This is a genomic window from Erythrobacter sp. SN6-5, assembly GCF_057364945.1.
The window spans coordinates 1510340-1532559 of record NZ_CP200282.1; the positions used below are offsets into that span (position 1 = coordinate 1510340).

The following is a 22220-nucleotide window of genomic DNA, read 5'->3' on the forward strand; positions in this document are numbered from 1 at the left end:
GAGCTGCTATTTCTTGCGCCCGAAATCCACTGTGACCACGTTAGAGCCATCATCTGCGCCCTCGGCCGCTTCCTCGCCATCACTTTCGATGAGGTCGTTTTCGGCGTCCTCATGCTCTTCAGGAGCCATATCGGCGACCGTCGCCTGGAATTGCAGGCCGAAATCCACGGCCGGATCGACAAATGCGGTGATCGAGGCAAATGGTACGGACAGTTTGGCCGGGATCTGATTGAATGACAGTCCCACGGAGAAACCTTCGTCGGTGACTTCCAAATCCCAAAATTTGTTTTGCAGCACGATGGTCATTTCATCCGGGAACCGTTCGTGCAGGTGCGGCGGTATCGAGACCCCAGGCGCCTCGGTTTTGAAGGTGATGTAGAAATGATGCGTGCCAGGAAGCTCGCTGCCTCCAGCGACAATTTCGCCAAGCACGCGGCCAACCACGGCGCGCAGTGCCTCTTGGACGATCTCATCATAGGGGATCAGGCTATCGGGGGTATCTTCGGTCATTATGCTTAAAGGGTGGCGAGGCGCGCCGCGCTGGTCAAGCAAATTGGTAACTTAACTTGGCAGTTACGCCCAGTAGTGTGCGAGCGCTTGCTTCAATTTGCGGTGCGCCTATAGCGCGTTTTATGCAAAAAACAGCTCGCACAGGCACGATAGAGCGCAAAACGGCGGAAACCGAGATTGCCATTACGGTCAATCTCGATGGCACTGGCGCTTATGACATCTTCACCGGCATTGGGTTTCTCGATCATATGGTCGAGCAATTTGCCAAGCATTCCCTGATCGATGTGTCGATGAAGGTGGTGGGCGATCTGCATGTGGATCAGCACCACACGACGGAAGACAGCGCGATTGCGCTGGGTCAGGCATTGTCCGATGCGCTGGGCGATAAGGCCGGAATTGGCCGTTATGGCAGCGCCTATTCCCCTATGGATGAGACATTGGCGCGCGTTGCGCTCGACATTTCTGGCCGACCATTTCTGGTTTGGAACGCTGGCTTTACTCAGGAAAAATTGGGCGAGTGGGACACGGAACTGATCGAGCACTGGTTCCAATCGGTCGCGCAGACCGCTGGCATCACGCTGCATGTGGAGCTGCTCTATGGCAGCAACAACCACCACATTTGCGAGGCGGTCTATAAAGGCTTTGCCCGCGCTATGCGGGTCGCGGTGGAGCAAGACTCGCGCAAGGCTGAGCGCAATCCCTAGCACCAAGGGGCAGCTCGGTGGGTGAGAAAGAACGTGATTGGTCACGTCTCTTAAAGTATCCGTTGGCGTCTTGTTTTCTGGGCTTGTTAATCGGTCAGACTGCAATTGAAAATACGAGTTCGACAGAGGAGTATGTTATGGCAAGGTTCGTCCTTCCTCTTGCCTTCGCTGCTCTTGGCGCGTTGCTCGCAATCTTGAAAATTGCTCTAGCTGACAACCGCACTTCAATACGGTTTCCATGGCAAGCGGAAGAGATCTGGGTCGGCAAAGTGAGCAGCGTTCTGGCTTTGGGTACGTTACTATCATTGCCGCTAGGTAGTGCAATTTTGACCTTTGGCCTTGCGATTGTTCCACTGAGGATCATGCTTTGGTCGCCGGATAAGCATCCGGCATGAGCGAGATTACAGCTCTTATCGATTACGGCGCGGGCAACCTTCACTCTGTTCACAATGCTTTGAAAGCGGTTGGGGCAACGGTCGAGGTGACTGCCAACCCAAACGTGGTGCGCGCGGCGGATCGGATTGTCCTGCCCGGTGTTGGCTCGTTCAAAGCCTGCGCTGAGGGCTTGCACGCCATTCCCGGCATGGTGGAGGCGATGACAGAGCGCGTGCAAGTGGGCGGCGCGCCGTTCCTGGGCATTTGTGTCGGCATGCAGCTACTCTGCAATCGCGGACTTGAGCACGGGACAACCGCTGGACTTGGCTGGATTCCCGGCGAAGTGCGGCTGATCGAACCGACTGACCCGACGATCAAAGTGCCGCATATGGGCTGGAACGATGTAGCATTGCTGCCGCATGCGCGCAGCCATCATGTAGTGGAGGAGGGCGAGGCCTATTTTCTCCATTCCTACCACTTCGCCGCGGAAGACCCGCAGCACATTGCCGCTCTGACCGATCATGGTGAAGGGCTTGTGGCGGCGGTTGCCAAGGAAAATATGCTTGGCGTGCAATTCCACCCGGAAAAGAGCCAGTCTTATGGGCTGGAGACATTAGAGAGGTTCCTGCGATGGATGCCTTGAATCTTCTGTGGCTCGATAAAACTCGTAACCTAGCCACCCGCGCCCTCCACCCTTCCACCCGGATAGTGACCCGGCGTGATAATCCGGGTGGAAGGGTGGAGGGCGCGGGCTGGCTGCGGCAACGCCCAAGAAAGCACCTCCAATGATTATCTTTCCTGCCATCGATCTTAAGAACGGCGAAGTCGTGCGTCTGGCCGAGGGCGATATGGATCGCGCGACCGTCTATGGCGATAACCCTGCCGCTCAAGCGCAGCTGTTTGCCGAAAGCGGCGCGCAGCACCTGCATGTGGTCGATCTCGACGGCAGTTTTGCCGGGCGGACGGAAAACCGCGAAGCGGTCGAAGCCATCATCGCAGCCTTTCCCGGCCATGTGCAATTGGGCGGGGGTATCCGCGATGCGGTCGGCGTGGAAGGCTGGTTCAAGCTCGGCGTCTCGCGCGTGGTGATGGGCTCTGCTGCGCTGAAGAACCCCGAATTTGTTAAAGAGATGGCGCGGGAATGGGAAGGCGGTATTGTCGTCGCGGTGGATGCCAAAGACGGCATGGTCGCGACCGAAGGCTGGGCCGATGTCTCCGATGTGCCCGTCGTTGATCTCGCTCGCCGGTTTGAGGACGCAGGCGTCGCTAGCCTGCTGTTCACCGATATTGGCCGCGATGGCCTGCTCAAAGGCGCGAATATCGACGCGACGCTGGAACTCGCGCGGCAGGTGGATATTCCTGTGATCGCCAGCGGAGGCGTGAAGGGCTTAGACGATATTCACGTCCTGTCGCTGCATGCACAAGAGGGTATCGAAGGCGTAATTACAGGCCGTGCCCTGTACGAAGGTAAGCTTGATCTTGCAGCAGCTATTGCGATGGCAGAGCGGGCATGACCTTAACTTTACGTGAAATCGCTCTGGTGATGCTTGTTTGCGTCGGGTCGGTCATCCTGATCGGGCTAGATCAAGTTTCGTATTTACCCGCTTTGCTGTTCGTTTTGATGATAGCTAAGAGCGTTTTCGCAAGGCGAATTTTCAGTTTGACAGAAGATGAAAGGCCGGTCGCCTTTTGGTCTATGATTGCCGTGTTTGCCGCGCTGACGGTGGTTTGGATTTATGGTGTTTCTGTTGTGTTAGAGCGGGCCTAGACCATGAGGTTTATGAGTCTTCTCTCTCTATCTCTCACGGCACCTGCGGAGAATACTCAATGACCGTCCGTATCCGCGTCATACCCTGCCTTGATGTGGCAGACGGCCGTGTGGTTAAAGGCGTCAATTTCGTCGATCTCAAAGATGCCGGCGATCCCGTTGAGCAGGCGCGCGCCTATGATGCGGCTAGGCGCGGATGAGCTGTGTTTTCTCGACATTTCTGCCAGTCATGAAGGGCGCGGCACGCTGCTCGATATGGTGCGCCGCACGGCAGAAGTGTGCTTCATGCCATTGACCGTTGGCGGCGGGGTTCGCAGCGTTGAGGACGCGCGTGAATTGCTGCTCGCAGGTGCAGACAAAGTCGCGATCAATTCTGCCGCAGTTGCCCGGCCAGAGCTGGTGAGCCAGATAGCCGCACGGTTTGGCAGCCAATGCGTCGTTGCCAGCGTGGACGCGCGTCGGGTCATCCTGCCGATTGGCGAGGCGGTGCCGCAGTGGGAGATTTTCACCCATGGCGGGCGCAAACCAACCGGCATTGATGCAGTCGCTTATGCCCAGAAAGTCGCTGATCTCGGCGCAGGTGAACTGCTGGTCACCAGCATGGACGGCGATGGGACCAAGGCCGGGTATGATCTGGAATTGATCCGTACAATCGCGGACAAAGTCAGTGTGCCTGTGATTGCAAGCGGCGGGGTGGGCACACTCGATCATCTGGTGGAGGGCGTGACCAAAGGCCATGCGAGCGCCGTTTTGGCCGCATCAATCTTCCATTTTGGCGAGCACACCGTCTCTGAGGCGCATGAGGCGTTAAGAGCCGCTGGCTTGCCCGCACGCGGCGTTTAGGCAAAAGGATAGCGTATGGATACGCCGAGCACTCTTGACCGCCTGGAGCAGACGATTGCAGCGCGTGCAGACGCCGCGCCGGATGCGAGCTATGTCGCCAGCCTCAATGCAAAGGGGCTGGGCAAGATCGCGCAAAAGCTGGGCGAGGAGGCTACCGAGACGATCATTGCCGCGTTGAGCGAAGGCGATGATGCGCTGGTTGGTGAGGCGGCAGATCTGCTGTTCCACCTTATGGTTCTGTTGGATCATAAGGGCATTGCGATTGGCGATGTGATGGCTGAGCTCGACCGGCGCGAAGGTGTCTCTGGCCTCGATGAAAAAGCCTCTCGGGAGTAGTCATATGCCGATTGATGCGACCTTGCCGTATGATGATGCGAACATCTTCGCCAAAATCCTGCGCGGCGAAATCCCCTCGACCAAGGTTTATGAGGATGAGTGGGCCTTTGCCTTTGAGGACATCAATCCGCAGGCAGAGATCCACACGCTGGTGATTCCAAAAGGGCGTTATGTCAGTTGGGACGATTTTTCGGCCAAGGCGTCAGACCCAGAGATCGGCGGATTTGTCCGTGCGGTTGGCACAGTCGCTCGGGCCAAGGGGCTGGTGGAACCGGGATACCGCCTACTCGCCAATATCGGCGCGCATGGTGGGCAAGAGGTTCCGCACCTGCATGTGCACATTTTTGGCGGTCAACCGCTGGGCCGGATGATCAGCGCGTAACCAATTCTGTCGCAGATAAGACTCGTTTCACCGCCATTCATCACCGAGGTTGAAAAGCCCACTTCCCAGCGAATCCCCGCTGCGTTAGACGGTTTGCACCATGGTTAACCCCAATCCGCAGTCTTTGAATCTTCCGGGCGGCGTCTTTGATGGGCCGCGCCACCTTTATGCGGTGCGCGTCTATTACGAGGACACAGACCTGTCGGGGATCACTTATCACGCGAATTATCTGCGCTGGTTTGAGCGTGCGCGTTCTGATTTGCTGCGTATGCTCGAAATCGATCAGCGCGCCGCGATCGAAGCGGACGAGGGCGCCTATGCCGTGTCCGAGATCAATCTGAAATATCTGCGCCCGGCCAAGCTAGATGATGATGTGGTGCTTGTCACCATATGCACAGAACTGGGCGCGGCGAGTTGCCGCATGCATCAACTGGCAAAACGCGGCGAAGAAACCCTGTGCGAGGCGCATTTGCGCGTCGGCTTTATCTCGCTCGAAGGTCGTCCAAAGCGCCAGCCTGATGCTTGGCGAGCGGCCTTTCAGAACTTCATGGACAAAGAGGCTAAATGACGATTTTCTCATCGCTTGCGGCGAGCGCCGCTGCTGCCGCACCCACCCGGCTCGATCCGGTTGAGCTGTTTCTGGACGCCGATATTGTTGTGCAATTGGTGATGGCTGGTCTGATCCTTGCCAGCATCTGGGTATGGATGATCATCGTCTCCTTCAGCCTGCGGATCGGCGGGATGGAGCGCAAGGCGCGCGGCTATGAAGAGGATTTCTTCGAGACCAGCGACCATGAGGCGGTGCTGGGTAAACGCACTCAGAAAGAGGTCGCCTCCGCCCGGGTTGCCGCCAAAGGCCTGCGCGAATGGAAGATGTCGACCCAATCCTCCAACGTTGACCGGGATGCTGCGCGCCAGCGGATTGGCGCGGCGATGGAGAGCCAGGTTGCATTTGAAGCAGACGAGCTTGCTGCGCGGCTTAACTTCCTCGCCACGACCGGATCGGTCGCACCATTTGTTGGTCTGTTCGGCACGGTCTGGGGCATCATGAACAGCTTCTTCCAAATCGGCGCTCAGGAAAGTTCGTCGCTGGCTGTGGTCGCGCCGGGCATTTCCGAGGCGCTGTTTGCAACCGCGATAGGCCTGTTCGCGGCGATCCCGGCAGTGATTGGGTACAACCGTTTCAGCAATAGGGTGAATCGGTTTGAGGCGCGATTGCAGCGTTTTGCGGACCGCTTCCATGCGGGCCTGAGTAGGGAACTGGATAAGGCATGACGGAGCGGGGTTTGCGATTGGCGATGTTCGGCTGCGCAGCAGCCGCAAGGGCGACTGCCCGCCCGCAGCGACGCGGCCTATGGCCGCATGAGCGAGGAGTTCGCGCGCCCGGATGGGCGTGCGGAAGGAAAATAAGCTAATGGGGATGGGGCTAGCCGCTAACTCTCGCGGCGGGCGTCGTTCGCGGCGCGCGCCCATGGCGGAGATCAACGTCACGCCGTTCGTCGACGTCATGCTTGTGCTGCTCATCATCTTTATGGTCACAGCGCCGCTGCTCGCCTCTGGCGTGCCGATTGAACTGCCGGAAAGTCGTGCCAATCCGATCGATCAAACGCCGGAGCAGGTGACTATTTCGGTCGATGGCGCGGGTGTGATCTACATTGATGATGCAGCGGTCGAACCGGGTGCTTTTCCTGAGGCTTTGGCCCGGATTGACCGCGGCGGTGACGGTCAGCAGTCGGCTATTGTGCTACGCGGCGACCGCACGCTTGATTACGGCAGAGTGATGGCTGTGATGGGTGAATTGAACCGAGCGGGCTTTTCTTCGATCTCGCTGGTCACCAGCGGTTCAGTTTCGCCGCCATAGCCCGGTACAGTGATGAGCGAGCAGACCATGCAGCCAGCGCAGTTTAGCAGCGAGGAACGGATCGGCCTTCTGGTCGCTCTGGCATTGCATGTGGGCGTTGTCGCGGTGATGCTGCTGCAGCCGGTACGCGATGATGCAATGCCGATCCCAGAGCGGATGACGGTTAGCCTGGCCAGCGAAGTGAGTCTAGAATCGACCGCGCCGGATCCCGTTGCAGACAGCAGGGCTGCGATTGCGCCGACGCTCGCGGAAGATCCCGCGCCTACGACGGCAGAGGAGCTGCCCAGCGAGGCGCAGAGCGACCCCGAACCGACGCGGCCGTCCGTGCAGCCAACAACGCGTCCGACATCCCGCCCCACCACCCGCGCGACACAAACACCGCGCACCCGGCCTTCAGCTACCCCGACCCCGCGCGGTGGCAGCCGGATTGGCAGCGATTTTCTCCCCGGTTCAGGTAGCTCAACGACCACGGACGACACCCGCATCCCGGCTTCACAGATCGGCGCGAGTGCGCAGGCGTCCTTGCGATCTGCGATCACTCGGCAATTGCGCCCTCATTGGACCGCGCCGCAAGGTGTCGATGCCGAGAAATTGGTCTCGGTCGCCTCTTGGCGGCTCAATCCGGATGGCTCATTGAGTGGCTAAGCCCAAATGCAATACCGTTGGCAGCAGCATAACCCCGTCCAATCGGCCACAGGCAAATTTGCATTGCGAACGTGTGATTCGAGCAATTCAGCTTGCGGCCCCTTTCGATCTGCCCGATCAGTTCTACAACGGGTGGAAGACCATTTCCGCATGGCGTTTCGACAGAAGGCTCTAATGATTATGAGATCTTATCTCGCACTTTCCTTGGCTCTTTTCGCAGCCCCACTCGCCGCTCAAAACGAGGATTTGGGTGAGCCAGTGGGCGAAGGCGGCAATGTTGAAACAGCTTTCGAAGAAAACGCCTCTGAAGAAGGCGGGCTGACGGGCTCTGTCACCGATGAAAGCGATTGGCAGGATCTTGGCATTGCGATCCCTGCATTTGCCACAGATCGGGAGCGTTCGACACCGGCCAACGCCAGCGGCACAGGCGCATTGGGCGGAGAGATCGCCCGCGTCATTACGGCCAACCTGCGCAACAATGGTATCTTCAAGCCAACAGGCCCCGATGCTTTGCCCAAGCCGAGCTTTGCCCAGATCACTGCACCATCATGGAGCAGTTGGAACGGGCGCGGCGCAGAGATGCTGGTGAAGGGATATGTGAGGGCCCGCGATGATGGCCGCTTGGTCGTCGGGTGCTACCTCTATGACGTTGCCCTGCAAGACGAGCTGATCCGTGAAGGCTGGGTCGTGCGTCCAGCGGATTGGCGCCGCGCTGCGCACAAATGCTCTGACCTTATCTATGCCCGTTTGACGGGAGAGAACCCGTTTTTTGACAGCCGCATCGCTTACATCGCTGAGACTGGCCCGAAGGATAAACGGGTCAAGCGGCTCGCAATTATGGACAGTGACGGCGCAAACCACCGCTTCCTGACCCTGGGCAGTGCAACTGCGCTCACACCGCGCTATTCGCCGGATTACTCTCAGCTGCTCTATTTGTCTTATGTCGACGGCAATCCGCGCATCTATGTCTATGACATTGGCACCGGTAAGCAGAAACTGGTTGCGGATACGGGCAATCCCACACTTGCGCCCCGCTGGTCGCCGGATGGCCGCTCGATCCTCTATTCGATGGCGGTGAATGGCAACACGGATATCTACCGCGTGTCGGCCAATGGCGGGCGCAGCGTGCGGCTTACCAACACACCCGGTATTGATGTGGGGGGATCCTATTCCCCCGACGGGCAAAAGATCGTTTTTGAGAGCGATCGTTCCGGCTCGCAGCAATGCTATGTCATGAATGCCGATGGTTCTGGCCAGCGCCGCATCACCTTCTTTGGCGGTCGCTGCGCCACGCCAGAATGGAGCCCGCGCGGAGACCAGATTGCCTTCACCCGGATCGCAGGCGACTTTAATATTGCTGTTATGACGCCTGCTGGTCGTAACCTTCGGGTGCTTACCAACGGATGGCAAGATGAGGCACCAACTTGGGCACCCAATGGCCGCATCATCCAATTCTTCCGCACGGCGCGCAATTCGGGCCGGTCGGGACTGCATCAGGTTGATCTGACCGGGCGCAATGAACGGCGCCTGCCAACCCCGGTTGACGCTTCAGACCCTGCTTGGGGACCCATTCGTCCCTGAGGTATGTTATTCACCATCCGCCGGGCTCCCCGACCCGCTCGGCAACCAGAGAGGATTTGCCATGACTATCCCTAATACTCGTATTATCGCGATCGCTGTGCTTTCATCGACCGCCTTGCTCGGCGCCTGCGCCAAAAAGGCACCAGAGGAACTGCCACCGACCCCGCAAGCAACGGCTACGCCAACTACGAGCGGCCCCTCCACCGCTCCGTCTGGTCCAGGTGTTGGGACACAGGCGCATTTCGAACAGGCCGTTGGCAGCAATGCCGTGGTGTATTTCGACACGGACCGCTTCAACATCGACAGCACCGATGCGGCGGCCCTGCAAACACAGGCACAATATCTTGGTCAGTACTCGCAAGTAACCATCACGATTGAAGGCCATGCGGATGAGCGCGGCACACGCGAATACAACGTCGCGCTGGGCGAACGCCGGGCCAATTCAGCCAAGAATTATTTGGTCAGCCTGGGCATTGCCGCAAACCGGATCAGCACGGTCAGCTTTGGTAAGGAGCGCCCGATTGCGCTTGGATCCAACGCAGAGGCATGGGCGCAGAACCGCCGTGCGGCCAGCGTCGTAATTAACTAATTTGAAAATTGCATAGAGGTGGCTGCCCGGCTCCGCGCCGGGCCAGCGCCTTTATGGCAGCAAGTAATCCAGAGCTGGCAGGTCGAGCGAAGGAAGCTCGGCCTGGACCGGTGCGAGGACTGTGCTTGGCCCACTGCTCATCTCGCCGCCTGCCGACAATACGCACAGCGCAGCCATCGCGAATGTTGCGAATGTGCTCGAGATGGCGAGTTGTGGACTCATAACGGTCTTGGGTCTCTTGCTTGCGTTTATCTTCGGCTGCGCTCTAGCGCTTACATATGAACGATTTATTGCGATGCAACATTGCGATACGCAACTGATTTCAAAATCTTCCTTCATATGCGATCTACTGGCTTTGCTTTGTGCGCCAGCGCGCCTAGGTTAAGCGGATAATGGCATCGACAAACAACATTGGTCGCGCCGCTGCAGGGCAGCTGGCATGAGCGGCAAAGGACGATCAAACGACTGGGGTTTTCCGCGCTGGAGATCTTACGATTCCTCACGCGAGGCGGTGACTCAGCGCGAATGTGATCGACATGGATGCGGCGATCCGGGTCTATGCCCGGCGCCGAAATCACCGAACAGCCCAGACCGCTGGCATTTTTGCCAAAAGCATGCGGCGGAATACAACCGCAAGTGGGACTATTTCGAAGGGCTCGACAAAGAAGAAGCCGCGAAGCGCGCGAAAGACGAACGGCGTGAAAGTTCAGGTTATGCTGAGGCAAGCCATTACGGCTGGACTGGCTCTGGCGATGGCAGCCGCAGCGATGATGAAATGCGCGCGCTGGAATTGTTAGGGTTAGAGGCGGACGCCGATTTCGCGGCAATCAAGAAAGCCTACCGGGCGAGGGCGAAACTGGTCCATCCTGATGTGATGCCAGGCGACGAAGAGGCTGCGCAGCAATTCCAAGCGATCCAGGTTTCCTATGAAGTGCTGCGCCAGGCGGAAGAACGGCGGGAGTGGAAGGGGTAGAATATGCGATTTGTTGGGTGGGTGCTGTGCGGGCTGATAGCTACTGGCCTTTATTTTGGGGTGGCCCCCACAGCTAAGGCGCAAGAAGTCACTGATGCGTCGGCGAAGGGGGACGCCGCAAGGGACTTACTTGCGAAGTGGGATGATCCCGCGAACCCGGGACTTGCCGTCGCCATTGTCGCCGATGGCCAGACAGTCTTTCAAAGGGGATATGGGGCGGCCGATCTGGAGCATGATGTAGCGATTTCGGAAAAGACGGCATTTCATGCTGCATCCCTTTCGAAACAATTTACCGCCTTCGCGATCTCAACCCTTGTTGATGAGGGTAGACTTAATCTGGACGACGATGTCCGAGAGATCCTGCCAGACCTCAGCGCTTTGCCAGAAAAGATGACTATCGCGCAGTTACTCGACCACACGAGCGGCCTGCGAGAAGTCGGCACATTGCTGCTCATGGCAGGTTGGTTGGAAGACGACATTGTAACCCAGGATCAGCAGTTCTCGATGATTGCGCGGCAGCGAGATCTCAATTTCTCACCCGCGGAGCAGATCGAATACAGCAATACGGGCTATGCCCTGTTGGCAAAGGTCGTTGAGAAGGTCTCTGATCAAGCGTTTGATGCCTATCTGGAACAGGTGATATTTGCGCCGCTTGACATGGATAATACGGTGGTTCAAACCAACCGGTCCGCCTTGGTGCCGAATGTTGCCTATTCCTATAACGTGTCTCGCCGGGGGACTTCAAAAAGCATTCTCAACCGCGAGATTGTCGGGTCCACTGGGGTGATCACGACGATAGCTGATCTGATGAAGTGGTCGGCGAATTTCAATTTGATGACCGTCGGAAATGAGCGCGTCTTTGCGTTAATGGAACAGCGCGGCGTCACCGCAAGCGGCGAGGTTTCTTTGCTGTCTCGCGGGCAGGAATCGCGCGTGCACAATGGCCTCGAAACATGGTCGCACGGTGGGCGTATCGCCGGGTTTAGATCGTTCCTTTTGCGCGTGCCTGATGCGAATTTTTCGGTCGCTCTGCTTAGCAATCGCAGTGACTTCGATGCAGCCGGGACGGCCTTTGCACTCACGGATATCTATTTGGCAGACAATGCTGACTTTGAAAAAACGCCGGAGCCGGAATGGAGCGAGGCAACGCAAAGCGAGCTGGACAGCTATGCTGGCTATTATGAGCTATTTCCCGGAGCGGTGTTCGATATATCTAACGCCGAAGGCAAGCTGCAGTTCTCGCCCTATGGAACGGGTCAGCAACTGACGCTTGCTCAATCTGGGAAAGGGGAATTCGTTCTGAACTCAGCAAGCCAGCTCTCGATAAGGTTTGACAACGAGCCCGGTGAGCAAGCGCAGGAAGTCAAATATGTGATTGGTTTGAACGGTGAGCTGACTGCTCACAAGACGACCGTCACGCCGGTCGATACAGAAACGCTAAACTTGCAGGAATTCACCGGGGTCTTCTTCAGCGAAGAATTGCAGACACAATATGAATTTCGTGTTGTCGAAGGCACGCTCACGGCCCTTCATTTGCGATTTGGGCCAATTGCCTTGTCTGCCTTTGCCCCGGACACGTTTACAGGGCCCGGCTCTGGCCTGCAGGAAGTCGTTTTCCAACGTGACGGCGATGGCCGAGTGACAGGCGCATTGGTATCCGCCGCTCTTGCGGAAAATGTGATTTTCGAAAAGCTACGGTAACCAGCTTACTTCCGGTCAATCGCCGCAATTGGGTTGTCATTCCACCACGGAGTGTCGGTCCATGGCCGCGCGTCAATCTCATGCGTCCAGCAATTTTTCGGCTGCTGCGCGAGGTGCCAATATGTCTCCGCCAGCGCTGCCGGATCGATCACGCCGTCTTCGCCCTTTGACGCCTTATAGGCCTCAAACTTGTCGCCCAGCAGCTTGCCCAACGTGTCGGGCGCATCAACCGAGCCATCGACCACGATGTGCGCCACATGCACGCCTTGCGGACCGAACTCTGCGTTGAGCGTTTGGCATAACATACGCCGTCCGCCCATTGCCGCGGCGTGGCTGTGCTGGCCTGTGTTGCCGCGCACGGCTGCGGTCGCCGAGGTGACCAGTAGCGTGCCTTTCCTTCGCTCTACCATCGCGGGGAACATCGCATGGGCGAGCCGGAACAGGCCATAGGTGCCGAGCCTCCAACCGAGCTCAAATGTGCGGTGCGGCGTGTCAGCAAGAGAGCGATTGCCGATTTGCGCGCCGAGATTGTAGAGCGCGGTGTCGATCGGGCCTATGTCGCGTTCGATCCGCTGGGTCAGTTCTTCGATTGAACCATCCTCGGTGCCGTTGAGCAGGACGCCACTGGCTGAGCCGCCCGCTTTCTCGATCTGGTTGACCAACTTTGCAAGGCCTTCCTCGTTGCTGCGCCGCGCAAGGACTGTGTGATAGCCGCCAGCGGCAAAGCGCATCGCCGTGTGCCCGCCGATCCCAGCGCCCGCTCCGATTACGAGGCATACGGGTTTACGTGTCTCACTCATGTCCCTCTCCCTAGTTATCCAGTCTTACCACTGCGGGCCGAACAAGGGAACGGCGTCATTGCCTTAGGAATATTCCGCGAGACAGATTTCGGAGTTCTTTGCTTTCGATTTTGGCTGCGGAATTTGCACTGTTTGCCGCGTCGATTTTGGACTGCACCGCCGCGCGTGATTGCTCGAATTGCTGCGTCGGCGCGGCTACCGGTTGCTCATCGAGCGCAGCGAAGCGATCATTAACTTCCTCGCGATAGCTGGCGAATGCCTCCTGGGAATCGGTCAGCGCGGTATTGATCGCCGAAATTGCTTCGCTGTTCTTCTCTGATGCTTTCAGCATTGCATCGGCAGCTTCGGCTGATTGGTCCGCCACTTCCCGGACCAGCTTCACGCTCCCGCCGCCTGGCAGGCTCGCACTGACTTCATCGGCGGCAAACATGAACGCACCGATCAACGCCAGCACAATTGGGAAAACCACCCGGCCGGTGTCCTTCAAGTAACAGCCTACAGCAGCGAGTAACAACAGTCCTCCTGCAATATACAGGACTATCTCCAGCGTAAACATGGTCCGTCTCCTCAATGATGGCTTGAAGAAGTACCACGGAATTCAAGCTATGAATTGCTGAAACCCGCCAATTTTCGAACCAATGCGCGCTCTATACGTGCTCCAATGCCTGTTCGAAGTCTGCGATCAGATCGTCGGCATCCTCGATCCCGATGCTGATCCGCACGAGGTTGTCTGTAATGCCCAGCGCGTCTTTGCGTTCCTGAGGGACAGACAGATGCGTCATTGCCGCCGGATGGCTTGCTAGCGTCTCTGTGCCGCCCAGGCTGACTGCGAGTTTCGCGATTGTCAGGTTGTCCAGAAAGCGGAAGCTCTCTGCCTCGCCGCCTTTGATGAACACGCTGAACGTGCTGCCTGCGCCCTTGCAATGGCGATCATATATGTCTTGCTGGCGCGGGTCGTCGATAAAGCCAAGATAGCCGAGCCCCTCTACCTTCGGGTGTGCTTTCAGGAAGGCGCAGACCTTGGCCGCATTCTCGCCCGCCCGCTGCATCCGTAGCTCGACCGTCTCCAGGCTGCGCAGCAGCATCCAGGCGGTGTTCGGATCGACAATGCCGCCCATGGTGTTGCGCAAGGCGCGCACGGGGTCCATCCACTTCTTCGCACCAGCAATCGAGCCAGCAACCAGGTCCGAATGGCCGCCGACATACTTGGTCAGCGAGTAGACCACGATGTCCGCACCGTGATCGAGCGGGCGCTGCCACAACGGACCCAGGAAGGTGTTGTCGATCGCGATCGGGCAATCGCTTTCTTGCGCGCTACCGCCTGCTGCTTGAGCGCCGCCGAGGTTCGCATCGCGTGCGTCCTTCACCGCCTCGATATCGACCAGAGCATTGGTCGGGTTGGCCGGGCTTTCGAGGTAGATCATCGCGACCTTGCCGCCGCCTACATTGGCTTGGGCTTTGGCGCGTTTCAGCACCTCGTCGAGTTCCTCTCGGCTCGCACCCGCTGGGAAGTCGACATAGGTCACGCCGAACTTTGCTAGCACTTTCGCGACGAAGCCCTCGGATGCGGCATAGAGCGGGCCGGAGTGCACGATCACATCGCCTTGGCCAACGCTCGCCAGCATCAGGATGCAGATTGCGGTCATTCCGCTGGAGAAGGTGAGCGCATCCTCCGCCCCGTCCCAGATCGCCAGCCGGTCCTCCAGAATCTCCTGATTGGGTCCGTTGAAGCGGGAGTAGACCAGGCCCTCTGCGCCGCCGGGGCGCTGGCCCGTGATGCCTTCGAAATGCCGCTTGCCCGCCGCCGCGTTCTCAAACGCGAAGGTGGAGGTGAGGAAGATCGGCGCCTTCAGCGACCCTTCCGACAAGGCCGGGTCAAAGCCATAGCCCATCATCTGGGTCGCCGGCTTCATCTCGCGCCCACCGATCATGGTCTTGGGCTGCTTGGGCTTGCGCCGCGGGGTGGGGGTCTCAGTTGCGTCGATTGCGTCGGTCATGATGGCTAAGCATCCTTCCTTAGTCACACTCCCAGGAAGGCAGGAGCTAGTCTGAGCAGTCCGAGCAGCTCCCGTCCCTAACCTCCGCAGGAACGCCTCTCCACTCGGCCCATACAATGCGCCTTGATTATCGCGCGATGGTTGCCCTTGCAACCGGTTCGGAGTTTCAGTTTGTGGACCGTAGCCGCCCGCACCCTCCGCCCTTCCACCCGGATGGTATCCCGGTATGTTCCGGGTGGAAGGGCGGAGGGTGCGGGCGGCTACGGCACAGCGAGAGGGCGCGCTCAACTCATCGCTGGTGGGGCACGCTTGGAACGGCTGGAACACAGTCTTAGGCGGAAAATCCATTCGATCAAAACGCGGCCTGTAATCGATTTTTCCGATCAAAGGCGAGGGTCGGTTCATAGCCCCCTGATAATCTATTTGCTGCATGTAGGAAATTTACAATCACGCTTCCCGTCCGCATGCTAGTGTTGCACGATCATAGAGTATTGCGCCGATTGATATTTGCTCAGTTCAGGCGTTTCATTGTGGGGGTGCCTATATGATCAACGATCCATTCCAAATGCAGCGAGAGCTGCGCTACGGTGCGCCGCCATGCGACCAGATCATGACGGGGCGGCATTTCACCATCGGTTATTCCTGGTATTTCCGCCAAGCCAAATGGACGCTGGAGATCATTAATCGCGACCGTGAATTGGTGAACAGTCTGGAGGATGTCGAGCGGCTCGATAATTTCCGCGCCGACACCCGCATTCCAAAGCGGTTTCGTGCGGGTCTAAAGGCCTATCAGGGCAACGGGTTTGACCGCGGCCATCTGGTTGCCAGCGCCAATCAGGATTTGCAGGATATCCAAAATTCCGAGACGTTTCTGCTGTCCAACATGTCGCCGCAAAGGCCGATGTTCAATCGCGGTATCTGGCGCCAGCTGGAGGAGGAAATCCGCGAGCTTGATGCCCGTGATAGCACGCTGGAGACCTATGTTCTGACCTGCCCCGTTTTCTACTTTGGTGAGAAGGTGGAGAGGATCGGGAAGGATCAGGCGGACTTTGGCATCAGCGTGCCGGTGCCCCACGCCTTTATAAAAAGCGTGCTGGTGGAGAACAAACGCGGGCGCTTTCGCCTGTGGACCTTTGAGATACCGAACAAGAAACAGACCGATCCGCTGGAGAGCTTTCTGGTCAAAACCTATGATGCGGAACAGGTCGTCGGCGGGTGCTTCTGGGACCGGATTTCCGGCGGCGACCTGCACAGCGACAAAAGCCGGACCCGCAAGATGTGGTGAGGGCTTTGTTTGGCGGTGTCATTCAACCTGGCTCGTTATGGCATATAGTAAGCCGTGAGCTCTGAAATTGGGGGGTGGAGTTGAACGGCAGCCAATGGGAAACGGAACCGCAAAAGCGGACGCTACTTCTCCGAGATTAAGGCTTCTGCTAACGACCCATAAGCAGCCTCTCAGTGACTTATTGAATTGTTCTGCTAGCAGAACTGGCAGCCAGATCGATTTTAGCACTGAGCGCGGACTGACATGCAACGACCCAATTGTGGGCATTGGTGCTGCCGTCATCTAACGCCTGCAAAGAACGCAAAATGCGAACATCGTAACCTTGCATCTCGCATCACTCTATCTATGTGGGAACGCTTATGGCTCCAGAAAAAATTAGGATAATAGAGATGGTTGGCAGGCTGCGAATTCTCGTCATGGTTTCAATGGTGATAACGTCGGTTTGCCCCACTTCTGCTGAAGACGTTCCTGCAAAAAAACCTCTTTATGATCTTGTTCTTCAAGGCGGCCGGGTCATGGATCCAGAAACGGGTATGGATGCTATCCGCAATGTTGGAATTACCGACCGGACAATCACGGCAATATCCGCTGACGAGATTACTGGCGTGGAGACCATTGATGTAACCGGAATGATTGTTTCCCCTGGGTTCATCGATGTTCATAATCATAGTCCGTCGCCTCTCGGTCAGATGTATCAAGCGCGTGATGGCGTGACAACAAGCCTCGAATTAGAGGCGGGTTCCTATCCGGTAGCTGCTCATGGTGCATATATTCGGCGCAATGCCCGTATAAATTACGGTGCATCAGCGAGTCATACGCAAGCACGGATGGTCGCTATGTCGGGCGGACACCATGCTGGGGTGCAGGATATATTGGGCGCTACACGGGATAATATCGACAAAGATAGCGGTGAGGCGCGAACACGATATGTCGTGGCGGACGCAGACGAACGCAAAGAGATAAGACGCACCGTAGAAGATGGTCTTCGGCAAGGTGGTATCGGTATCGGGTTACTGCTGGATTACATCAGTGACGCTGTCGATGAAGATGAACTGCGCGTAATTTTTGATCTGGCAGCGCAATATCAATCGCCAGTTTTTGTCCATATCCGCCGAGGAGCAGCTGGAGACCCCACTGGTCTTGATGAAGTGCTTACTTTGGCCAAGGCGACGGGCGCCAAGGTTCATATTTGCCACCTGTCCCATAGTGCCATGAAGAATGTCGCGCTATTTCTGGACAAAATTCGAGCAGCGCGAAAAGACGGTGTTGATGTCACTACCGAAGTTTTACCGTATAATGCTGGTTCAACGAGCATCGGCGCAGCCGTATTTGGCCGTGACTGGCAGAAGATATTCGATATCAGTCCCGAGGATGTTCAACTTGCGTCTACCGGCGCGTATTTTACGCAGGAGAGCTTTGATCAAACGCGCAGAGACAATCCGGATGCAGCGATTATTCATCATTACGTGAAAGAAGAATGGACCCGACATCTAATCGCGGCACCCGATGTCATATTGTCATCCGACGGTCTGCCGGTCATCAGTTTGGACAAGAAAACCCCTCCTCAAGGCATAGGTTCATTCGCCAAATTACTGGGCACATATTCTCGTGACGAGAAACTGTTGCCGATGATGACGGCTCTTTCAAAGATTACACTGCAACCGGCTCAGCTTCTCGAAAAATCAGCGCCTGCCTTTCGATTAAAAGGTCGACTACAAATTGGTATGGATGCTGATATCACAGTCTTTGATCCTGCGGTGATAAAGGACAAGGCAACCTACAAAAACCCTCATCAGCACTCAATCGGTGTTACCTATCTGTTGGTAAATGGCGAATTTGTGATCAAGAACAGTGATCTAGAAGGTCGTGCATTCCCTGGGCGTCAGATATTTGCGAGTCCGCTGGCCGCGCAAAAGTAACACGGCCAATTTTCGTGACCCGCAGTAACAGCGAATGTACGTTTCCACCTCCAATTTGTGAAGTATCGGAGCAATGCGAATTCCATCCGCTTTTGGGAAAGCAGGCAAGGAGTTCTAGCGTCCGTGTTTGGAGCGCTAAGCGCCCATAACGAGCACCGTCACTTCGATTGTTTTGCTCGCCATCAGGTGTGTGATTTCCTTGCTTATCCGACCCGAAGGTCGCGTAGTTGCGGGTGGCTACGGACACCTAAACTAAAGCCGCAATTCCCCACACCATCCCTACAATCAGGAATATCCCGGCAATATCGAGCACCAGGCCTGCGCCGACCATTCGCTCGATCTTGATCCGTCCGGTGGACCACGCAATCGCGTTTGGCCCGGTCCCGGCGGGCAGCATAAAGCCCCAGCTGGCGGCCAGCGCGGCTCGGCATTGCGAGCAGCAGCGGGTCTGCGCTAAGAGCCACCACCAGCGCCGCGATCACCGGGATAATCCCGGTGGCGGTCGCAACATTGCTGGCAAATTCGGTGATCACCACGATCATCGCGACTACGCATAGTGCCACCACGATCAGCGGCAGGTTTTCCAGCGGCAACAACGCCTCGCCCAGCCATGTTGCTAGGCCCGAGGCCTGCATCCCGCCCGCCAGTGCCAAGCCGCCGCCAAACATCATGATCACGCCCCATGGCGCGCGGTCGGCCTCTTTCCAATTCAGCAGCGCCCGCCCGGTGCCATCGGGTAGCAGGAACAGCGCAAAGCTGGCCAGGATCGCAATCGTGCCATTGGTCCATGATCCTTCCGGCAAATACGGTTTGACCAACGGCAATGTCATCCACGCGAAGAAGGTGAGGACGGCGACCGGGATCAGCCGTTTCTCCGGTGTGGTCCAGGCAGTGCCGGTCTCGATCGCATCGCGCGCGGCGGCGACATCAAACGGGTGCTGCGACACCTTTTGAAACTTGGCAATGATCAGCGCGGCGAGCGGTACGCCGACGATCACAATCGGCAGGCCAAACAGGGTCCACTGGGCAAAGGTGATCTCCACCCCGATCATCGTGTCGAGCAGGCCGACGGCAATCGCGTTGGTGGGCGATCCGACAATGGTGCCGAGCCCGCCAATGCTGGCGGCAAAGGCAATGCCCATCGGCAAAGCGCCGGAGAGGCCTTCTTTGTCGAGTGCGGTTTCGGCATCCGCCGAAACCTGGGGCTGGCCTCCCGCTCCCTCCGCCCTTCCACCCGGATCGTATCCGAAACTGTTCCGGGTGGAAGGGCGGAGGGAGCGGGAGGCTCGGCTGCGCGCGAAAGCGCGCCTCCAGAAAGCACCGCCAGCGCCATGGGCATCATAATCAAGCTGGTCGAGGTGTTGGAAATCAGCATTGAGAGCAGCGCGGCGGAGATCATAAATGCGAGCAGCAATTGCGTCTGCCCGCCGCCTTTGCCGACGACGCGTAGGATCGCCAGGCTTAGGCGCTTGTGCAGGCCGGTGCGTTCAATCGCCAGCGCCAGAAACGCGCCGCCCAAGATCAGAAACAGGATCGGCGAATAGTACGTGCTGGCCGTCTCGCGCGCGGTCGACACCCCGCCAAAGGGTAGGATCACAAACGGCAGCAGCGCCGTCACCGTCAGCGGCACAGCCTCCGTCATCCACCAGGCGGCCATCCACACCACCAGGCCCGCGACCAGCCACGCTTCGCCCGGCATGCCGGCGGGCGGGGCGGTGATCGCGGTGATGGCAAAGACCAGCGGGCCAAGGATCAGGCCAATCATGCGCGCGCTCATACTGGCTATCGGTCCCCGTGCTGTGGCCGCGCGCTGGAATGCTCGCGGCGATCTCGCATTACTCGCGCGCAAAGCCCGCAAGTGCAAGCGGGATCAGAGAAATGCGGCGCGCCGGGGTGAAGGTAAGCTGGAAAAGCAAAAGGCGAGCGCTCTTTCGAGGGCCCGCCTTTGCGTGTCTGTATCGAGTGTTCGTGCCTATTTCGGGGCGAGCACCATCAGCATTTGCCGGCCTTCTAGGCGCGGAAATGCTTCGACCTTGGCAATCTCTTCGACGTCAGCCTGCACCTTTTTGAGCAAGTCCATGCCCAGATGTTGGTGCGCCATTTCACGCCCGCGAAAACGCAAAGTGACCTTCACCTTGTCGCCGTTTTCGATGAACTTGTTCACATTGCGCATCTTCACGTCATAATCATGCGTGTCGATGTTGGGACGCATTTTGACTTCTTTAATATCCTGCGTTTTCTGGGTCTTACGCGCAGCATTGGCCTTTTTCTGGGCCTCATACCGATACTTACCGACATCCAGAAATTTGCACACGGGCGGGTCTGCATTGGGCGAAACCTCAACCAAGTTGAGACCAACTTCATTGGCCTGCTCGGTGGCTTCAGCCGTGATCATAACGCCGAGATTCTCGCCGTTTTCGTCGATCACGCGGACCTTGGGAACTTGAATGAAATTATCGTAGCGAGGGCCGCTTTTGATTGGCGGGGCCATCGAACGCCGAGGTGGACGGGCTATGTGTGTTCTCCTGTAATAGCCAAAGTGTGCAGCGCGCTATGTAAGAGCAAACGCGCAGGATTGCCAGATGAGTCTGAGGGTTGATCAGAGTTTCACGGCCCAGTCGTATTTTGGTAACTCGACGACGCCCCATCCGACCATACGTGGCAGCAGCCACAGAAAGCAATTCAACACAAGGCCCAAGAATACGGAGAAAAATAGAAAGGCGAAAACTGCAAACCCAATCTGTTCGCCTGAGGCCAATTGGTCGCTTTGGGAAAAACCAAAAGAGACAAAAGCTGCCGACATAGTCAGTCCAAGGACGATTGAGCTGAGCCAAACTTGAGAGAAGGTAAATTTGTCGCCGAAGACCTGGCCAAATGTCGGTGCGAATAGGAAATAAGCCCAGCACAGCATGAAAGTAAGGAACATGACGCCGGATGCCGACGATCCGATTGCGCGGTCGCCTGCTGTGCCGGTCCAATAGCTCCAAACCGTCGGTAGCATGAAGGCTACCAAGGCCAGGAAATGCCAAATGGTTATGGCATTCCAAGCATATTTGAGCGGCGCAAAGCTCATCACGCCGCTTCCCGAAACAGCGCGAAACTAATCAATTTCCCCTTTGCAGGCAGCACAGCGTCGATCTGGCTTGCGGGTTTCAGCGCATCCAAAATCACCGGATCGCCAGCATCCATACCGCCCGTGTAAGCGCCAAAGGCGGGCAGGATCATCCGGTCCGCGCTCGCTTCTCCGCGGCTCACGACGCCGCAGGGGCGGGCGATGTGGCGGCCGCGCACCCTTAGGCGCATCTTGGGGTGATAATGTCCGGACAGCTCCGGCTGCGTCTCGCCTGCCTTTGCCTCATGCCTCAGCACAATACCGCCGACCTCCAGCTCCTCGGTCAATTGCGCGCCAAACGCGTTGATGAATTCCTTGGGCAAATTCTCGTCGTGATTGCCGGTGATCCACACCCAATCGAGCGCGCGGATCAGCGATTCCAGCATGCCAGTGGCGTAATCATCCAGCCGGTGTGTGCCATCATCATCGTGGAAATTATCACCCAGAGTGATCACTCGCTGCGCGCCGGTCGCCTTCACGCTATCTGCCAGCCGTTCCAGCGTCTCTCGGCTGTCATAAGGCGGCAGCATCTGCCCGTGCTGCGCATAGAAGCTGCCCTTTTCCAGGTGCAGGTCCGCGACCAGCAAGGCGCGCTCCCGCGGCCAATACAGCGCATTGTTCTTCAGCAGCACCATTTCCTCACCGGCAAATTCCATTGCGGCAAAATCAGATGGTGCGAACGAAAGGTGAACCATGCGTCTCATCTGGCGGGCCTAGCGCGATAATGCAACCGCGATGATTGCATTCGCTGTGCCTATTTGATTTACGTCAAAGCGGGTGGACAGCGGCGTTGTCATCGCGCAGTTGACGCGGTGTAGGTGACAGAGCGGCAAGAGAGC

The 22220-nt window shown here is 57.5% G+C and carries 26 protein-coding genes and 2 pseudogenes; 18 read left to right on the forward strand and 10 right to left on the reverse strand.

Going from position 1 to position 22220, the window contains the following annotated elements; genetic code table 11:
- Positions 1-6: 6 nt before the first annotated feature.
- On the reverse strand, positions 7-510 hold the full coding sequence (locus AC0V6Z_RS07610; protein ID WP_472640728.1) for an SspB family protein: 504 nt from the start codon (positions 508-510) through the stop codon (positions 7-9).
- A 122-nt stretch (positions 511-632) separates the two neighbouring features.
- Here AC0V6Z_RS07610 and hisB point away from each other — a divergent pair.
- From hisB to pal, 14 genes and pseudogenes are all read left to right on the forward strand, one after another.
- Positions 633-1239 (forward strand): annotated as a pseudogene (gene hisB, locus AC0V6Z_RS07615) (imidazoleglycerol-phosphate dehydratase HisB).
- Positions 1232-1609, forward strand: coding sequence for a hypothetical protein (locus tag AC0V6Z_RS07620; RefSeq protein WP_472640729.1), 378 nt, complete (start codon positions 1232-1234; stop codon positions 1607-1609). The pseudogene hisB and the gene AC0V6Z_RS07620 overlap by 8 nt, the downstream one beginning before the upstream one ends.
- A complete protein-coding gene (gene hisH, locus AC0V6Z_RS07625) occupies positions 1606-2232 on the forward strand; it encodes an imidazole glycerol phosphate synthase subunit HisH (RefSeq protein ID WP_472640730.1) in 627 nt (208 codons plus the stop codon). The genes AC0V6Z_RS07620 and hisH overlap by 4 nt, the downstream gene beginning before the upstream one ends.
- Before the next feature lie 142 nt (positions 2233-2374).
- Positions 2375-3103: a 1-(5-phosphoribosyl)-5-[(5-phosphoribosylamino)methylideneamino]imidazole-4-carboxamide isomerase gene (gene hisA, locus AC0V6Z_RS07630; RefSeq protein WP_472640731.1), complete on the forward strand. Its 729-nt coding sequence runs from the start codon at positions 2375-2377 to the stop codon at positions 3101-3103.
- The gene (locus tag AC0V6Z_RS07635) at positions 3100-3357 is read left to right on the forward strand and encodes a hypothetical protein (protein WP_472640732.1); all 258 of its coding nucleotides are present in this window, start codon (positions 3100-3102) and stop codon (positions 3355-3357) included. The genes hisA and AC0V6Z_RS07635 overlap by 4 nt, the downstream gene beginning before the upstream one ends.
- Before the next feature lie 59 nt (positions 3358-3416).
- Positions 3417-4200: pseudogene (gene hisF, locus AC0V6Z_RS07640) on the forward strand (imidazole glycerol phosphate synthase subunit HisF).
- A gap of 15 nt (positions 4201-4215) precedes the next feature.
- Positions 4216-4536, forward strand: a complete 321-nt coding sequence (locus tag AC0V6Z_RS07645) for a phosphoribosyl-ATP diphosphatase (protein ID WP_472640733.1) — start codon at positions 4216-4218, stop codon at positions 4534-4536.
- 4 nt (positions 4537-4540) lie between these two features.
- Positions 4541-4918 (forward strand): histidine triad nucleotide-binding protein, encoded by a 378-nt coding sequence (locus tag AC0V6Z_RS07650; RefSeq protein ID WP_472640873.1) that lies wholly within the window; start codon positions 4541-4543, stop codon positions 4916-4918.
- A gap of 100 nt (positions 4919-5018) precedes the next feature.
- The gene (locus AC0V6Z_RS07655; protein WP_472640734.1) at positions 5019-5486 is read left to right on the forward strand and encodes a YbgC/FadM family acyl-CoA thioesterase; all 468 of its coding nucleotides are present in this window, start codon (positions 5019-5021) and stop codon (positions 5484-5486) included.
- Entirely contained in the window at positions 5483-6193 is a 711-nt protein-coding gene (gene tolQ, locus AC0V6Z_RS07660; protein WP_472640735.1) for a protein TolQ, read from the forward strand. Before AC0V6Z_RS07655 ends, tolQ begins: the two co-directional genes overlap by 4 nt.
- Positions 6194-6332: 139 nt before the next feature.
- A complete protein-coding gene (locus tag AC0V6Z_RS07665; protein ID WP_472640736.1) occupies positions 6333-6779 on the forward strand; it encodes an ExbD/TolR family protein in 447 nt (148 codons plus the stop codon).
- Between the two features lie 12 nt (positions 6780-6791).
- A complete protein-coding gene (locus AC0V6Z_RS07670) occupies positions 6792-7424 on the forward strand; it encodes an energy transducer TonB (RefSeq protein WP_472640737.1) in 633 nt (210 codons plus the stop codon).
- Positions 7425-7598: 174 nt separating this feature from the next.
- Complete coding sequence (tolB, locus tag AC0V6Z_RS07675) at positions 7599-9005, forward strand: Tol-Pal system beta propeller repeat protein TolB (protein WP_472640738.1); 1407 nt, start codon at positions 7599-7601, stop codon at positions 9003-9005.
- A gap of 61 nt (positions 9006-9066) precedes the next feature.
- Complete coding sequence (gene pal / locus AC0V6Z_RS07680; RefSeq protein WP_472640739.1) at positions 9067-9594, forward strand: peptidoglycan-associated lipoprotein Pal; 528 nt, start codon at positions 9067-9069, stop codon at positions 9592-9594.
- A gap of 51 nt (positions 9595-9645) precedes the next feature.
- Here the strand turns inward: pal and AC0V6Z_RS07685 are convergent, their stop codons facing one another.
- Complete coding sequence (locus AC0V6Z_RS07685) at positions 9646-9816, reverse strand: hypothetical protein (protein ID WP_472640740.1); 171 nt, start codon at positions 9814-9816, stop codon at positions 9646-9648.
- Positions 9817-10033: 217 nt separating this feature from the next.
- Between AC0V6Z_RS07685 and AC0V6Z_RS07690 the strand changes: the two genes are divergently transcribed.
- Together AC0V6Z_RS07690 and AC0V6Z_RS07695 are read left to right on the forward strand one after the other, a co-directional pair.
- Positions 10034-10567, forward strand: a complete 534-nt coding sequence (locus AC0V6Z_RS07690) for a J domain-containing protein (protein ID WP_472640741.1) — start codon at positions 10034-10036, stop codon at positions 10565-10567.
- Positions 10568-10570: 3 nt separating this feature from the next.
- Positions 10571-12268: a serine hydrolase gene (locus AC0V6Z_RS07695; RefSeq protein ID WP_472640742.1), complete on the forward strand. Its 1698-nt coding sequence runs from the start codon at positions 10571-10573 to the stop codon at positions 12266-12268.
- 5 nt (positions 12269-12273) lie between these two features.
- Here the strand turns inward: AC0V6Z_RS07695 and AC0V6Z_RS07700 are convergent, their stop codons facing one another.
- The 3 genes from AC0V6Z_RS07700 to AC0V6Z_RS07710 all read right to left on the reverse strand — a co-directional run bounded on the left by AC0V6Z_RS07700 (position 12274) and on the right by AC0V6Z_RS07710 (position 15065).
- Positions 12274-13068: an SDR family NAD(P)-dependent oxidoreductase gene (locus AC0V6Z_RS07700; protein WP_472640743.1), complete on the reverse strand. Its 795-nt coding sequence runs from the start codon at positions 13066-13068 to the stop codon at positions 12274-12276.
- 55 nt (positions 13069-13123) lie between these two features.
- The gene (locus AC0V6Z_RS07705; protein WP_472640744.1) at positions 13124-13555 is read right to left on the reverse strand and encodes a hypothetical protein; all 432 of its coding nucleotides are present in this window, start codon (positions 13553-13555) and stop codon (positions 13124-13126) included.
- A gap of 160 nt (positions 13556-13715) precedes the next feature.
- Positions 13716-15065: a cystathionine gamma-synthase family protein gene (locus AC0V6Z_RS07710; protein WP_472640745.1), complete on the reverse strand. Its 1350-nt coding sequence runs from the start codon at positions 15063-15065 to the stop codon at positions 13716-13718.
- A 544-nt stretch (positions 15066-15609) separates the two neighbouring features.
- Here AC0V6Z_RS07710 and AC0V6Z_RS07715 point away from each other — a divergent pair.
- Entirely contained in the window at positions 15610-16350 is a 741-nt protein-coding gene (locus AC0V6Z_RS07715) for a DNA/RNA non-specific endonuclease (protein WP_472640746.1), read from the forward strand.
- Positions 16351-16709: 359 nt separating this feature from the next.
- A complete protein-coding gene (locus AC0V6Z_RS07720) occupies positions 16710-18269 on the forward strand; it encodes an amidohydrolase family protein (RefSeq protein ID WP_472640747.1) in 1560 nt (519 codons plus the stop codon).
- 203 nt (positions 18270-18472) lie between these two features.
- Here AC0V6Z_RS07720 and AC0V6Z_RS07725 read toward each other — a convergent pair whose 3' ends face one another.
- From AC0V6Z_RS07725 to pdeM, 5 genes are all read right to left on the reverse strand, one after another.
- The gene (locus AC0V6Z_RS07725) at positions 18473-19411 is read right to left on the reverse strand and encodes an SLC13 family permease (protein WP_472640748.1); all 939 of its coding nucleotides are present in this window, start codon (positions 19409-19411) and stop codon (positions 18473-18475) included.
- Positions 19318-20034, reverse strand: coding sequence for an SLC13 family permease (locus AC0V6Z_RS07730; RefSeq protein ID WP_486176462.1), 717 nt, complete (start codon positions 20032-20034; stop codon positions 19318-19320). Before AC0V6Z_RS07730 ends, AC0V6Z_RS07725 begins: the two co-directional genes overlap by 94 nt.
- Before the next feature lie 207 nt (positions 20035-20241).
- Positions 20242-20760, reverse strand: a complete 519-nt coding sequence (infC, locus tag AC0V6Z_RS07735; protein ID WP_472640750.1) for a translation initiation factor IF-3 — start codon at positions 20758-20760, stop codon at positions 20242-20244.
- Between the two features lie 108 nt (positions 20761-20868).
- Positions 20869-21342, reverse strand: coding sequence for a hypothetical protein (locus AC0V6Z_RS07740; RefSeq protein ID WP_472640751.1), 474 nt, complete (start codon positions 21340-21342; stop codon positions 20869-20871).
- A complete protein-coding gene (pdeM, locus tag AC0V6Z_RS07745; RefSeq protein ID WP_472640874.1) occupies positions 21342-22076 on the reverse strand; it encodes a ligase-associated DNA damage response endonuclease PdeM in 735 nt (244 codons plus the stop codon). Before pdeM ends, AC0V6Z_RS07740 begins: the two co-directional genes overlap by 1 nt.
- Between the last annotated feature and the right edge of the window lie 144 nt (positions 22077-22220).